This window comes from Stenotrophomonas sp. 05L414_2 (assembly GCF_056397905.1).
The window spans coordinates 1-14,262 of the sequence record NZ_JBFTOJ010000104.1; the positions used below are offsets into that span (position 1 = coordinate 1).

Annotated in this window: 16 protein-coding genes; 12 read left to right on the top strand and 4 right to left on the bottom strand. The window is 66.7% G+C overall.

Annotated features, from left to right (window positions below; all coding sequences use genetic code 11):
* From AC1DJN_RS14445 to flgA, 4 genes are all read right to left on the bottom strand, one after another.
* Window positions 1–1,079, bottom strand: a 1,079-nt coding sequence (locus tag AC1DJN_RS14445) for an ATP-binding protein (protein ID WP_478039363.1), incomplete at its 3' end; no start/stop codon positions are given.
* Between the two features lie 92 nt (window positions 1,080–1,171).
* Window positions 1,172–1,510: a flagella protein gene (locus AC1DJN_RS14450; protein WP_025879114.1), complete on the bottom strand. Its 339-nt coding sequence runs from the start codon at window positions 1,508–1,510 to the stop codon at window positions 1,172–1,174.
* Entirely contained in the window at window positions 1,507–1,812 is a 306-nt protein-coding gene (gene flgM / locus AC1DJN_RS14455; protein ID WP_025879113.1) for a flagellar biosynthesis anti-sigma factor FlgM, read from the bottom strand. The genes AC1DJN_RS14450 and flgM overlap by 4 nt, the downstream gene beginning before the upstream one ends.
* A 75-nt stretch (window positions 1,813–1,887) precedes the next feature.
* Window positions 1,888–2,544: a flagellar basal body P-ring formation chaperone FlgA gene (gene flgA, locus AC1DJN_RS14460; protein WP_033831051.1), complete on the bottom strand. Its 657-nt coding sequence runs from the start codon at window positions 2,542–2,544 to the stop codon at window positions 1,888–1,890.
* A 132-nt stretch (window positions 2,545–2,676) separates the two neighbouring features.
* On the opposite strand from flgA, the gene AC1DJN_RS14465 reads away from it, so the two are divergent.
* The 12 genes from AC1DJN_RS14465 to flgL form a co-directional block, all read left to right on the top strand.
* A complete protein-coding gene (locus AC1DJN_RS14465) occupies window positions 2,677–3,621 on the top strand; it encodes a chemotaxis protein (RefSeq protein ID WP_025879111.1) in 945 nt (314 codons plus the stop codon).
* A gap of 160 nt (window positions 3,622–3,781) precedes the next feature.
* Window positions 3,782–4,177, top strand: a complete 396-nt coding sequence (gene flgB, locus AC1DJN_RS14470) for a flagellar basal body rod protein FlgB (protein WP_025879110.1) — start codon at window positions 3,782–3,784, stop codon at window positions 4,175–4,177.
* A 3-nt stretch (window positions 4,178–4,180) separates the two neighbouring features.
* The gene (gene flgC / locus AC1DJN_RS14475; RefSeq protein ID WP_025879109.1) at window positions 4,181–4,588 is read left to right on the top strand and encodes a flagellar basal body rod protein FlgC; all 408 of its coding nucleotides are present in this window, start codon (window positions 4,181–4,183) and stop codon (window positions 4,586–4,588) included.
* A 23-nt stretch (window positions 4,589–4,611) separates the two neighbouring features.
* A complete protein-coding gene (locus AC1DJN_RS14480; protein WP_025879108.1) occupies window positions 4,612–5,295 on the top strand; it encodes a flagellar hook assembly protein FlgD in 684 nt (227 codons plus the stop codon).
* Window positions 5,296–5,327: 32 nt separating this feature from the next.
* The gene (gene flgE / locus AC1DJN_RS14485; protein WP_032974827.1) at window positions 5,328–6,551 is read left to right on the top strand and encodes a flagellar hook protein FlgE; all 1,224 of its coding nucleotides are present in this window, start codon (window positions 5,328–5,330) and stop codon (window positions 6,549–6,551) included.
* A gap of 32 nt (window positions 6,552–6,583) precedes the next feature.
* Window positions 6,584–7,333, top strand: a complete 750-nt coding sequence (locus AC1DJN_RS14490) for a flagellar basal body rod protein FlgF (protein ID WP_025879106.1) — start codon at window positions 6,584–6,586, stop codon at window positions 7,331–7,333.
* A gap of 103 nt (window positions 7,334–7,436) precedes the next feature.
* Window positions 7,437–8,222 carry a flagellar basal-body rod protein FlgG gene (flgG, locus tag AC1DJN_RS14495; RefSeq protein ID WP_025879105.1) on the top strand — a complete coding sequence of 262 codons (786 nt, stop codon included), beginning with the start codon at window positions 7,437–7,439 and terminating at the stop codon, window positions 8,220–8,222.
* A gap of 22 nt (window positions 8,223–8,244) precedes the next feature.
* Complete coding sequence (gene flgH / locus AC1DJN_RS14500) at window positions 8,245–8,937, top strand: flagellar basal body L-ring protein FlgH (RefSeq protein ID WP_025879104.1); 693 nt, start codon at window positions 8,245–8,247, stop codon at window positions 8,935–8,937.
* An 8-nt stretch (window positions 8,938–8,945) separates the two neighbouring features.
* Complete coding sequence (locus tag AC1DJN_RS14505; RefSeq protein WP_282279672.1) at window positions 8,946–10,082, top strand: flagellar basal body P-ring protein FlgI; 1,137 nt, start codon at window positions 8,946–8,948, stop codon at window positions 10,080–10,082.
* A 1-nt stretch (window position 10,083) separates the two neighbouring features.
* The gene (gene flgJ, locus AC1DJN_RS14510; protein ID WP_478013510.1) at window positions 10,084–11,277 is read left to right on the top strand and encodes a flagellar assembly peptidoglycan hydrolase FlgJ; all 1,194 of its coding nucleotides are present in this window, start codon (window positions 10,084–10,086) and stop codon (window positions 11,275–11,277) included.
* 8 nt (window positions 11,278–11,285) lie between these two features.
* Window positions 11,286–13,166, top strand: a complete 1,881-nt coding sequence (flgK, locus tag AC1DJN_RS14515) for a flagellar hook-associated protein FlgK (protein WP_478039364.1) — start codon at window positions 11,286–11,288, stop codon at window positions 13,164–13,166.
* On the top strand, window positions 13,163–14,262 hold a 1,100-nt coding region (flgL, locus tag AC1DJN_RS14520), incomplete at its 3' end, for a flagellar hook-associated protein FlgL (protein WP_478039365.1). The genes flgK and flgL, both read left to right, overlap by 4 nt.

Below are 14,262 nucleotides of genomic sequence, written 5' to 3' on the forward strand. Positions count from 1 at the left end.
GGTTTGGTGGTGAAGAACGGATCGAAGATGCGCTGGCGCAGTTCCGGCGAAATGCCACCGCCGGTGTCTTCGAACTCGACCCACACCGTGTCGCCGTCCACGCCGGTACGCACGGTGATCGTGCCGCGCTCGGCGATGGCGTGGCCGGCGTTGAGCAGCAGGTTCATGTAGACCTGGTTCAACTCCGAGGGCAGGCATTCCACCAGCGGCAGCTGGCCGAACTCGCGCACCAGGTGCACCTTGTACTTGAGCTCGTTCCAGATGATGTTGATGGTCGATTCAAGGCCGGAATGCAGGTCGACCAGCTTCCACGATTCGTCGCGGCCGGAATAGGAGAAGTCCTTCAGGTCGCGCACGATGCGGGTGACGCGCTCGATGCCTTCGCGTGACTCGGCCATCAGCTGCGGCAGGTCGCGGCTGATGAAATCGATGTCCAGGCGGTCACGGATATCGTCGATTTCCGGAATCAGCGCCTTCGGGTCGGGCGCACGCAGGGCGCGTTCGTAGGCTTCGATCACCGTGAACAGGCTGCGCAGGTATTCCTGCAGGCTGCCCAGGTTGGAATGCACGTAGCCGATCGGGTTGTTGATCTCGTGCGCCACGCCGGCGGCAAGCTGGCCGATGGACGCCATCTTCTCCGACTGCAGCAGCTTTTCCTGGGTGCCGTTCAAGCGCAGGTAGGCCTGGCGCAGTTCGGCATGGCGCTGCTGCAGTTCGCGTTCGTAGTCTTCCTGGCCTTCGATATGGCGGAACAAGGCCAGGTAGTGCCCCGAACCGGGTTCGCCATGGAAGTACAGATGGGCGATGACCACGCCCTCGCCCAGCGGCAGGCTGCCGTTCCAGTGACCGTGCTGGCGCGCATGTTCCAGCGCATCCGGCGGCAGCAGCTGGCGCAGGCGCTGCGGCGGCGGCAAGGTGCCTTCATCGCTGCCCAGCAGGCTCTGGGCGGCCGGGTTGGCCAGGGCGACCTGCCCATCTTCGGTGAACAGCAGCAGGCCTTCGCGCAGGCGCTCAAGCAGGGCCTGCAGCACCGGTTGCGGCGGAAGGGGGGCGGTAACCAGAACGTTGGCGGCAGACACGGCGGCTCGGGGCGATCAAACAGGCGCCCAATATACGCGTTCACGCGGCGGCCTACAGCCGCCATCGGGCGGTCAGCCGACCGCCGGTCCTGTCAAGCGACGGCGAGTGGCCGCCGCGCGGTGACGGTATGCGACTGGCCCTTGGCATCGTATGCCGAGGACTCTTCGGTGCGGCCCATCTGGCGCAGTGCCCAGTTGACCTCGCGCCGGCGCCGCGACAGCAGCACCCCGTTGGCGCGGTTGCGCTCGGCCAGTTCCTGCAGCTGCTCGCCCTCGCCCACCGGTGGCGCGCCTTCCAGCGCACGCAGCGCTTCCAGCTTCGCACCGGTGGCACGGATCAGGGCATGCACGTCGTGCTCGACCAGGGCCTGGCGTTCAACGTCCAGGGCCTGGGCAAGGCGCTGCAGCGGCTCGCTCATCGCCGCGGTCATCCTTGCAGCTGCTGGTCCAGTTCAAGCATGCGCGAAGCGATCGCGTCCGGATTGATCTTGTAGGTGCCGTTCTGCAGCGATTCGCGCACCGCTGCAACACGCTGGGCGTCGATCGCCGGAGCGGTGCTCAGCTCACGCTCGATGGCCTGCAGGTTGGTGGCTTCGCCGGTCAGGCGCAGGCTGTCGGCCGCCTCGACTGGACGTGCCGCCGAATCGGTGCTGACGCCGGGCTTGGCGGCCGGGGTGGTCACGCTGCGCAGTGCCTGGGGGACCTGCAGGTTGCCGTCGATTTTCTGGCTCATGGGGTGTCCTGGAGTTGCCGTACACAAGGGATAACGGCCGCAGGGCCGTGATCTTTAGGGGAATTCTGCATTATTTCAACGCGCCACGATTACGTCACCGGTCGCGTCCACCGTGCCCTGCACGATACGGCGCGAGGACAGGTTTTCCACCGAGACGCGCTCGTTCTGCCCGGCATCGCCCAGTGCGCGGCCGGCGATGCGGACCTCGACCGAACCACGCCGCGATACCAGTGCCACACTGTCTCCTCGCTTGATGAGACGCTGTGCAACCAGATCGTTGCTCGACAACAGTGTTCCTGCCGGCAACGGCCGACGGGCGATGCGGCCGATCGCTGCGGCAGGATCGGCCAGCACTGCGCCGGCAATCCGTGCCGCGTCACGCTGGGCAGTACTGATATCGGCGGCGGCGATGGATTCTCCAGTGCCGATGCCACGGGTCAGCACCAGCACGGTCTGGTTGCGGCGCACCTTCACCGGCACGAACAGGCGCCAGCCACCGGCGTCGGGACAACTCACTTCCACGGTGGTGTTTGCCGTGGGCTGCACCTGCAACGCGCCGCCGCAACGCGGAAGGCGCAGCGCATCAGCAACCACGGCCTCACCTTCAGTGCCGGCGGCCAGGGTCGACAACGCGGCAGCACGGATGCTGGCCACCGGCTGCCAGTCGGCAGCGGTTGCCCACGGCGCGGCCACGGCCATTGCAATGGCAAGGAAAGAAGCAATGCGGCGCATGGCGCCTCCTGTCGGTAAGACCTGGCCCAGACGCGTGCAAGCTGCGTGCCACAGACGGGCCACGGAAATCTCACTGGGCCCGGCCCTGCACTCGCCCTCAAGTTCCACCCTGCCCGCGCCGATACAGCAGCCATGTCCCATGACCTGCTCAACCGGATCGACCAGCGAACCCGACTGGCCGGCCACAATCGCTTGGCGCTGCTGCTGTTCCGCCTCGGCGGACGTCAGCTTTTTGGCGTCAATGTCTTCAAGGTGCAGGAAGTGCTGCGCCGCCCGGAACTGTTCCAGGTGCCCGGCCTGCCCGGTCAGTTCGCCGGCGTGGCCGACGTGCGCGGCCGTTCGGTGCCGGTGCTGGACCTGGGCCTGGCCATCGGCCACCCCGAGCGCGAGCCCGATGCGGACACCGCACCCGGTTACCTGGTGGTGACCGAGTTCAACCGCTCGATCCAGGGCTTCCTGGTCAGCGGCGTGGAGCGCATCGTCAACATCGCGGTGGAAGACATCCACCCGCCGCCGGAACTGGGCGCTGAATCGAGCTACCTGACCGCGGTGACCCGCTTCCAGGGCGAGCTGATCCAGGTGATCGACGTGGAAAGCGTGCTGGCCGACATCGCCCAGGTGCGCGGTGAGGCCGTGCTCGACCCGGCCATGGCGATGCCCGCCGACGCCCCGCAGCTGCAGGTGCTGGTGGTGGATGATTCGCGGGTGGCGCGCCAGCAGATCCGCAGCGTGCTGGACCAGCTGGGGGTGGGCGCGACCCTGCTCTCGGATGGCAAACAGGCGCTGGACCACCTGCTGCAGATCCATGCCTCGGGTGAAAACCCGGCCGAACGCTACGCCATGGTGATCTCGGACATCGAGATGCCGGCGATGGACGGCTACACGCTGACGACGGAAATCCGGCGCCATGCCGGCCTGTCGGGGCTGTACGTGCTGCTGCATACCTCGCTGTCGGGCGTATTCAACAATGCGATGGTCGAGCGCGTGGGTGCCAACGCCTTCGTCGCCAAGTATTCGCCGCACGAGCTGGCCGACTTCGTGCTGGACCGCCTGCGCAAGGTGGCGATGGCGGCGTAAGGCCGCCGCACGCGTCTCCGCCGGGCATGGCCCGGCGCTACCAGACACCTGCTCCGACCCACGGTAGCGCCGGGCCATGCCCGGCGAGCGCGATGTTGCGCACCACGGTTCTGGCACACCGCTTGCAGCTTCCCGGGCAACGTTCCCGTGGGAGTGCACCGTGCGCAACCTGATTACCGACTACCTGGGCGTCCATGCCCAGGCAATGCCGTTGCGCGAACAGCGCATGAAGCTGATCGCCAGCAACCTCGGCAATGCCGACACCCCCGGCTACAAGGCCCAGGACCTRGACTTCGATTCGGCCCTTCGCCATGCGCAGGGGCTGGATGCCAACGGCCTGATGACCACCACCAACGAGCAGCACTACGAAATCGGTAGTGGCCTCAACCCGTTCCAGGTGGCCCGCGAGGGCGTACAGCCCAGCATCGACGGCAACACCGTCGACCCCGATGCCGAACGCGCCGCCTATGGCCGCGCTGCACTGGAATACCGCGCTTCGCTGAGCTTCGTCGAAAGCAAGGTGCGTTCCATGCTCACCGCGATCACGGGGCAATAAGCCATGAGCAACCTGCCGATCTTCGATATCGCCGGCTCCGCGCTGCAGGCGCAGTCGGTGCGCATGAGCACCATCGCCTCCAACCTGTCCAACGCTGACAGCATCGCCGGCTCGGCCGACGCGGTGTACAAGCCGCTGGAACCGATCTTCCAGGCGGTCACCAGCAAGACCGATCCGAACATCACCTCGGTGCAGGTCAAGGAGATCACCCAGAGCAACGCGGCGCCGATCAAGCGCTACGAGCCGGGCCATCCGCTGGCCGACGGCGATGGCTACATCTACCAGCCCGACGTCGATCCGGTGGCGCAGATGGTCAACCTGATCTCGACCTCGCGCAATTACCAGGCCGGCGTGGAGATGTTGACCACCGCCAAGGAACTGGCCCTGGCCACCCTGACCATGGGCCGCTGAGGCCCGCTGCACCGGACACCGCCATGACCACTGCCGTCAACAACCAGAGCAACCAGGACGTCTACGCCGCACTCGGCCTGAACGCCCCCAACAGCAACGCCACCAAGAAGAAGAACACGTTGGACCAGGCCGATTTCCTGCGCCTGATGACCGAGCAGCTGCAGCACCAGGATCCGCTGAAGCCGATGGACAACACGCAGATGGTCTCGCAGATGGCGCAGATGTCGACCGTGCAGGGCATCACCGATCTGAACAAGTCGGTGAAGGGCTTCCAGGAGTCGATGGCCAGCGACCAGGTGCTGCGTGGCGCCGCCCTGGTCGGCCACCAGGTGCTGGTGCCGTCGGAAAAGCTGGTGCTGGAGAAGGAAGGTTCGGTGGAGGGCACGGTTGCCGCGCCGGCCGCCGGCATCGTCACCGTGGACGTCACCGACGCCAACGGCGCCAAGGTCACCTCGATCAGCGTTGAAGCCAAGGCCGCCGGCGAGACCGCGTTCACCTGGGATGGCAAGGATGCCAACGGCAAGCGCATGGAGCCGGGCAAGTACAACATCGTCGCCAACCACGTCGACACCACCGGCAAGAGCACCAAGCTGTCCACCTTCGTGCAGGCACCGGTGGAAAGCGTGACCGTCGGTTCCGACGGCCTCTACCTGAACCTCAAGGGCCTGGGCACGGCCCCTCTCGACTACGTGCTCCGCGTCAGCTGAGCCGCACCTACCGCATCCAACAGGAGCATCCCATGGGCTTCAACATTTCCCTGTCCGGCATCAACGCTGCCAACTCGGACCTGAGCGTCACCGCCAACAACGTGGCCAACGTCAACACCACCGGCTTCAAGCAGTCGCGCGCGGAATTCGCCGACCTGTTCGCCGCCACCAGCTACGGCCTGTCCAAGAACGCGATCGGCTCGGGCGTGCGTGTTTCCAACGTGGCCCAGCAGTTCATCCAGGGCAACAACGAGCAGACCGGCCGCAGCCTGGACATGGCCATTTCCGGTGAGGGCTTCTTCACCATGAACATGAACGGTGCACGCGTGTACTCGCGCGCCGGCAACTTCCAGACCGACGCCGCCGGCTACGTGGTCAACCCGCAGGGCGCACGCCTGCAGGTGTTCGCACCGAACGCCGACGGCACCAACTTCGACGCCGGCCGCCTGGTCGACCTGCAGCTGCTGACCACCGACAGCCCGCCCAAGCAGACCAGCGAGGTCAAGGTCGGCTTCACCCTGCCGGGCAATGCCAAGCAGCCGACAGTGACCACCTTCGACCCCACCAATTCCAACAGCTACAGCCATTCCAGCGGCGGCATCACCGTGTATGACTCGCTGGGCGTCAGCCACACCCAAGTGTCCTACTTCGTCAAGGAAGCGGCCACCAACGCCTGGACGGTGCACAACTACGTCGATGGCCAGCCGGCCGGTACGCCCACCCCGCTGACCTTCGACAACGCCGGCAAGCTGACCGCACCGGCCAACGGCAAGATCAGCCTGGGCACCTTCACCCCGACCACCGGCGCCGGCGTGCTGAACATGACGCTGGATGTGAGCGGCTCGACCCAGTACGGCGAGAAGTTCGCCCTGCGCAACACCCAGCAGGATGGCTACGCGGCCGGCAAGCTCAACGAGATCACCGTTTCGGAAACCGGCGTGGTGTTCGCCCGCTATTCCAACGGCGACGACAAGCCGCTGGGCCAGGTTGCACTGACCAGCTTCAACAATCCGCAGGGCCTGGAACAGAAGGGCAACAACCTGTGGGTGGAGACCTTCGATTCGGGCACGCCGCGCACCGGCGCCGCCGACACCTCCAACCTCGGCAAGATCCAGGCCGGTTCGCTGGAATCCTCCACCGTCGACCTGACCGAACAGCTGGTCAACATGATCACCGCGCAGCGCAACTTCCAGGCCAACGCGCAGATGATCACGACCCAGGACCAGATCACCCAGACCGTCATCAACATCCGTTGATGACCTGCTGACCCTGTCACGGAACTCCCCGCATGGATAAAGCCCTTTACGTGGCGATGACCGGTGCCCGCGCCTCCCTGCAGGCGCAGGGAACGCTCAGCCACAACCTCGCCAACTCGGACACCCCCGGCTTCAAGGAAGCGCTGGCCAACACCGAAGCCTTCCCGATCCGTGGCCCGGGCTTTGCCTCGCGGGTGGATGCACTGCATGTCGATGCGGGCTTCAACCGCACGGCCGGCGCGCAGCACATCACCGGCAAGCCGCTGGACCTGTCGTTGCAGACCGGCACCTGGCTTGCCGTGCAGTCCACCGATGGCAGCGAGGCCTACACCCGTGGCGCCGCACTATCGGTGACCCCGAACGGCCAGCTGGTGACCTCCAGCGGCCGTCCGGTGCTGGACGACAACAACAACCCGATCGCGATTCCGCCCTACCAGGCGATGGAGATCGGCAACGACGGCACGATCTCGATCATCCCGCAGGGCGAAGGCCCGCAGACGATGGCGATGATCGGCCGGATCAAGGTGGTGCAGGCGCCGGATGATCGCCTCGAACGCGGCCTGGATGGCCTGTTCCGCAATACCGATCCGCTGCAGCCGTTCGCCCAGGCGCAGGGCACGGCGGTGCACAGTGGCCAGCTGGAAGGCAGCAACGTCGATGCCGCCGGCGCGCTGGTGCAGATGATCCAGCTGCAGCGCCAGTACGAAATGCAGGTGCAGGTGATCAAGCACGGCGATGACAACGCGCGCAGCGCCAACAGCCTGTTGCGCCTGGGCAGCTGACGGAATTCCGGCACCGGCCCGCGCCGGTGCTGGCACGCCGCTTGCACCCCCTACCCCATGGGCCGCACCGCGCGGCCGGCTTCACCCAGACAGGACTCCGAAGATGAACCAGGCATTGTGGATCGCGAAAACCGGACTGGATGCGCAGCAGATGCGCATGTCGGTGGTTTCCAACAACCTCGCCAACACCAACACCACCGGCTTCAAGCAGGACCGCGCCAGCTTCGAGGACCTGTTGTACCAGCAGGTGCGCCAGCCCGGCGGTTCCTCTTCGGCACAGACCCAGCTGCCCACCGGCCTGCAGATCGGCACCGGCGTGCGCGTGGTGGCCACCGCCAAGAACTTCGAGCAGGGCAGCCAGCAGCAGACCGGCCGCGCGCTTGACGTGATGGTCAACGGCCGCGGCTTCTTCGAAGTGCAGATGCCCGACGGCAGCTCGGCCTACACCCGCGACGGCTCGTTCAAGATCAACCAGGACAGCGAGCTGGTCACCAACAGCGGCTACCCGGTGCAGCCGGGCATCCAGATTCCCGAAGGCGCGCAGTCGGTGACCATCGGTACCGACGGCACCATCAGCGTGAAGATGGCCGACGGTGCGGCATCGGTGGAAGTCGGTGCATTGACCCTTACCGACTTCGTCAATCCGGCGGGCCTGCAGGCACGTGGTGAAAACCTGTTCCTGGAAACCACCGCCTCCGGCCCGGCGCAGAACGGCAATCCCGGCCTGAACGGCCTGGGCACCGTGGTGCAGGGTGCGCTGGAAGGCAGCAACGTCAACGTGGTGGAAGAGCTGGTGTCGATGATCGAAACCCAGCGCGCCTACGAAATGAACGCCAAGGCGATCTCGACCACCGACTCGATGCTCGGCTACCTCAGCAACAAGCTCTGATCGCCCTCACCGGGAAACTGCCATGTCGCCCCTTTCTTCCTTCGCCCGTACTGCCCTCGCCTGCGCCGTGGCTGCCCTGCTCGGCGGCTGCGTGATCGCTGGCGACGTGCGCCCCTATCCGACGATGGCGCCGTTGCAGCCGATCATGCCGCCGCAGGCCGAACCGACCGCCGGCGCGATCTACGCCGCCGGCCCGACCCTGCAGCTGTATTCGGACCGCCGTGCGCGCGATGTCGGCGACCTGCTGACCATCACCCTGCTGGAAAACACCACCGCGCAGACCAGCGCCAACACCGCCACCAACAAGGAATCGAACCTGAGCCTCGGCACGCCGTCGATTCTCGGCGCACCGGTCACCCTGGGCGGCAAGGACATCCTGAGTGCAACGGCCAAGGGCGCACGCGACTTCACTGGCAAGGGCAACAGCGCGCAGAGCAACCGCCTGCAGGGCAACGTGACCGTGACCGTGGTGCAGCGCCTGCCCAATGGCAACCTGGTGGTGCAGGGGCAGAAGAACCTGCGCCTGAACCAGGGTGATGAGCTGGTGCAGGTACAGGGCATCGTGCGCCCCGGCGACATCAGCGCGGACAACACCGTGCCTTCCAGCCGCGTGGCCGAAGCGCGCATCGTCTATGGCGGCCGCGGCCCTGTCGCGCAGTCCAACGCGATGGGTTGGCTGAGCCGCTTCTTCAACTCCGGCCTGACGCCGTTCTGAGTATGGCCATGAAATTCTCCTTCTCTTCTTCCTGGCAGCGACGCGCAGCGTCGCTCTACTGTGCCGTGTTCATGGTCTTCGCGGTGGCTGCCCCCGCCAGCGCCGAGCGCATCAAGGACCTGGCCCAGGTGGGTGGCGTGCGCGGCAATGCACTGGTGGGTTACGGCCTGGTGGTCGGCCTGGATGGCAGCGGCGACCGCACCAGCCAGGCGCCCTTCACCGTGCAGAGCCTGAAGAACCTGCTGGGCGAGCTGGGCGTCAACGTACCGGCCAACGTCAACCCGCAGCTGAAGAACGTGGCGGCAGTGGCAATCCACGCCGAGCTGCCGCCGTTCGCCAAGCCCGGCCAGCCGATCGACATCACCGTGTCCTCGATCGGCAACGCCGTGTCGCTGCGCGGTGGCTCGCTGCTGATGGCGCCGTTGCGCGGTGCCGACGGCCAGGTCTACGCGATTGCCCAGGGCAACCTGATCGTGGGCGGCTTCGGTGCACAGGGCAAGGACGGTTCGCGCGTCTCGGTGAACGTGCCCAGCGTCGGCCGCATCCCCAACGGTGCGACCGTTGAGCGCGCCCTGCCCGATGTGTTCGGCGCCAGCGGCGAGATCACCCTGAACCTGCACAACAGCGACTTCACCACCATCTCGCGGATGGTCGGTGCGCTCAACAATGCCTTCGGCGAGGGTTCGGCGCGTGCCGTGGACGGCGGCACCGTTGCCGTGCGTGCGCCCACCGACGCCGGTGCGCGCATCGGCCTGCTGGCCCGTATCGAAAACCTGGAACTGACCCCGGGCGCTGCACCGGCCAAGGTAGTGGTCAACTCGCGTACCGGCACCGTGGTCATCGGCCAGCAGGTACGGGTCGGCCCGGCCGCGATCTCGCATGGCTCGTTGACGGTGACCATCCAGGAAAACACCAACGTCAGCCAGCCCAACGCTTTTGCCGGTGGCCAGACCGTGGCCACGCCGCAGTCGACCATCACCGCCACCAACGATGGCAGCCGGATGTTCAAGTTCAACGGCGGCACCACCCTGGACGAGATCGTGCATGCGGTGAACGCCGTTGGCGCGGCACCGGGTGACCTGATCGCGATCCTGGAAGCACTGAAGCAGGCCGGCGCCCTGAGCGCCGAGCTCGAGGTGATCTGACATGCGCATCACTCCCGCATTCGAACTCAGCCCGGCCCAGCAGAACGACCCGGCCAAGATCGACAAGGTCGCGCGCCAGCTTGAAGGCCAGTTCGCGCAGATGCTGGTCAAGAGCATGCGTGACGCCAGCTTCGGCGATTCGCTGTTCCCGGGTGAAAACAAGATGTTCCGGGAGATGTACGACCAGAAGATCGCCGAGGCGATGACCCGCGGCAAGGGCCTGGGCCTGTCGAGCATGATCACCCGGCAGTTGTCCGGCGCGCAGGCCGATGGCCCGGCGCTGGATACCCGGGTGGACCCGGCCAAGGCCAGCCGCGCCTACCAGCTCAATGCGCCCGCGGCGCCGTCGCTGCCGCTGCAGGACGCCGGCCAGGCCGTGCGCATGCTGCAGCAGATGGCGGCCGGTGTGCAGGATGGCGCGCAGTCCTCCGTCGCCCCGATGGAGCAGGCGCTGGACCTGATTGCGGGCCGGGAAAGCAGCGGCATGCACCGTTCGCTGGGTACCGACGATCCCTATGCAGGCGCCATCGGTGGCACCGATTGGGCTGCTGCCAGCGACCAGTGGGCGCCGACCGCCAGCAACCGCGGCAGCAGCGGCACCCCGGCCGATGCACTGGCCACGCGCACCGCCGTCGCCCAGCTGGGCGCACACACCCCAGAGGGCTTCGTCGCCAGCATCTGGCAGCACGCACAGAGCGCGGCCAAGGAACTGGGCGTGGACGCCCGCGCCCTGGTTGCCCAGGCAGCGCTGGAAACCGGCTGGGGCAAGCGCCAGATCAAGCATGCCGATGGCAGCACCTCGCACAACCTGTTCGGCATCAAGGCCACCGGCTGGAAGGGCCAGAGCGCTACCGCCGGCACCCATGAGTACGTCGATGGCGTGCGCCGCAACGAGACCGCCAGCTTCCGCGCCTACACCTCGCCTGCAGAGAGCTTTGCCGACTACGTGCGCCTGCTGAAGACCAGCCCGCGCTACCAGCAGGCGCTGCAGGCCGGCACCGATGTGCAGGGCTTCGCGCGCGGCCTGCAACGCGCCGGCTACGCCACCGACCCGCGCTACGCGGCCAAGATCGCCGCGATCGCCGGCGGCCCGACCATCGAGCGCGCCGTGGCCGCCGTGGCCGACGCCGGCTCACGCATCGGCCAGACCTTCGCCAGCACCGCAACCGCGGCGCTGGGTATCACCCGTCGTTGAGGAACCCCATGTCCAGCGTACTTTCCACCGGTACCAGTGCCCTGCTCGCCTTCCAGCGTGCGTTGGCCACCACCAGCCACAACGTGGCCAACCTCAACACTCCCGGCTACAGCCGGCAGAAGGTCGACTTCGCCACCGCCACCCCGCAGAACTACGGCTATGGTGACGTTGGCAACGGCACACGCATCGTCGACATCCGCCGCGCCGCCGACCAGCTGGCGATCTCGCGCCTGCTCGACAGCGGTGGCGAACTGGCACGCCTGAAGCAGCTCTCGGGCATGGCCGACCGGGTCAATGCCCTGTTCTCCGACGCGGCCACCAACGTGGCCGGGGTCTGGTCGAACTTCTTCGATACCGTCAGCGGCCTGTCCTCCAACGCAGCGGGCACGGCCGACCGGCAGAACATGCTCGATGGCGCCAAGGCCCTGGCCAACCGCTTCAGCCAGCTCAACACCCACCTGAACAACCTCAATGGCGAGGTCAACAATGGATTGATGGCCGGTGCCACCGAAGTCAACCGGCTGGCGTCGGAGATCGCGCAGATCAATGGTGCCATCGGCACCAACATCGCCAACGCCGCACCCGACCTGCTGGACCGCCGCGACCAGCTGATCTCGCAGCTGGTGGGCTACACCGGCGGCACCGCGGTGATCCAGGACGGCGGCATCATGAACGTCTACACCGCCGGCGGCCAAGCGCTGGTGGTGGGCACCACCGCATCGAAGGTCACCACGGTGGCCGACCCGTACCAGCCCGAGCGCCTGCAGCTGGCGCTGCAGACCCAGGGCGGCACCATCACCCTGGACCCGAAGGCCGTGGGCGGCCAGATCGGCGGCCTGCTCGAGTTCCGCGACACCGTGCTGACTCCGGCCCAGGCCGAACTGGGCAAGCTGGCTGTGGGCCTGGCCGAGACGTTCAACAGCACCCATCGCCAGGGCGTGGATCTGTACGGACAGATGGGCGGCGACTTCTTCAACATCGGCACGCCGCGTGTCACCGGCAATGCCGGCAACACCGGCACCGGCGCGATCACCGCCAGCTACGGCGACCTCGGCAAGCTGGAAGCGCAGAACATCGTGCTCAAGTTCGATGGCAGCAACTGGGCCGCCAGCCGCGCCGACACCGGYGCCAGCGTGCCGCTGACCGGCACCGGTACCGCTGCCGACCCGTTGATCATCAACGGCGTGAAGCTGGTGGTGGGCGGCACCCCGGCGGCCAACGACCGCTTCCTGCTGCAGCCGACGGCTGGCGTGGCCGGCAGCCTGGAGATGGCGATCACCGATCCGTCGCGCATTGCCGCGGCCGCCGCCATCAAGGGCGCTGCCGCACTGGCCAACACCGGCACCGGCAAGCTGAGCGGCGTGACCGTGACCGATGCGGCCAACGCCAACCTGCGCAATCCTGCTGCGATCGTGTTCACCTCGGCCACCACCTACACCATCGATGGCGGCCCACCGCAGACCTATACGCCCGGGCAGACCATCAGCGCCAACGGCTGGAGCTTCGTGCTCGATGGCGTGCCGAAGAATGGCGACACCTTCAACATCACCCCGACCCCGGCCGGCTCGTCGGACAACAGCAATGCCACCAAGCTGTCCAAGGTGGAATCGGCCAAGGCGTTCAACRCCGGCACGGTGACGCTGGGCGGCGCATTGGGCGGGCTGACCACCCAGGTCGGTGCAGCAGCGCGTTCGGCGGAGTATTCGCTGGGGGCGCAGCAGGTGATCGCCGACCAGGCACAGGCAGCGCGTGACGAAGTGTCCGGCGTCAACCTCGATGAGGAAGCGGCCGACATGCTGCGCCTGCAACAGGCCTACCAGGCCGCCTCGCAGCTGATCTCCACCGCCGATTCCATGTTCCAGACCATCCTGGGAGCCGTGCGCCGATGAGCAACCGCATCTCCACCGGAATGATGTACAGCCAGTCGGTAGCGCTGATGATGGCCAAGCAGGCCAAACTCAGCCACCTGGAACAGCAGATCGCCACCGGCAGCAAGATCGTCAGCGCCAAGGACGATCCGGTCGCCGCAGGCGCTGCGGTGGGCCTGGACCGCAGCCTGGCCGCACTGGAACGCATGAAGCTCAATGGCAACAACGTGCAGAACCGTCTGGGCGTGCAGGAAAACACCCTGGCCCAGGTCAACGACCTGATGGCGCGCGTCAACGATCTGACCATCCAGGCCAGCAATCCCGCCTTGAGTGCGCCCGACAAGAAGACCCTGATCACCGAGTTGAACCAGATCCGCGAGGGCCTGCTGTCGCTGGCCAACAGCAGCGACGGCACCGGCCGCTACGTGTTCGGCGGCACCAACGACAGCGATCCGCCGTTCGCCAAGATTGACGGCAAGGTTGTCTATCGCGGCGACCAGACCCAGCGCCAGGTGGAAGTCGGCCCGGATACCTACGTGCGCGACGCCCTGCCCGGCAGCGAGATCTTCCTGCGCATCCCCACCGGCGATGGCTTCGTCGATGGCAGCGCAGCGGCAGGCAACGCCGGCAACGGCGTGCTGACCAACATCACCCGTGATGGCAGCGACAGCTGGAACGGCCAATCGTTCAGCGTGCGCTTCACCGCAGCCGATCAGTACGAAGTGCTGGACGGTGCCGGCAACGTAACCGGCACCGGCACCTACAAGGCCGGCAGCGAACTGGAGATCAATGGCGTTCGCCTGCAGATCGCTGGCGCGCCAGCAACAGGTGACAGCTTCAACGTGCAGGCCGCCAGCAGCCGCGACATCTTCGACACCATGGACAAGCTGATCGCCGCACTGGATGCCGATACCGGCACCCCGGCGAAGATGGCCGCGCAGCAGAACGAGCTGCAGAGCGCATTGCGTGATGTCGGCCGCGCGGCGGAACGGATGATCGATTCGCGCGCTGCCGGTGGCGCGCAGCTGAAGGCGCTGGACAACGCGGCGGAAATGCGTGAGGCCAATGGCGTGACGCTGAAGACCACGCTGTCGGAGATGCGCGACCTGGACTACGC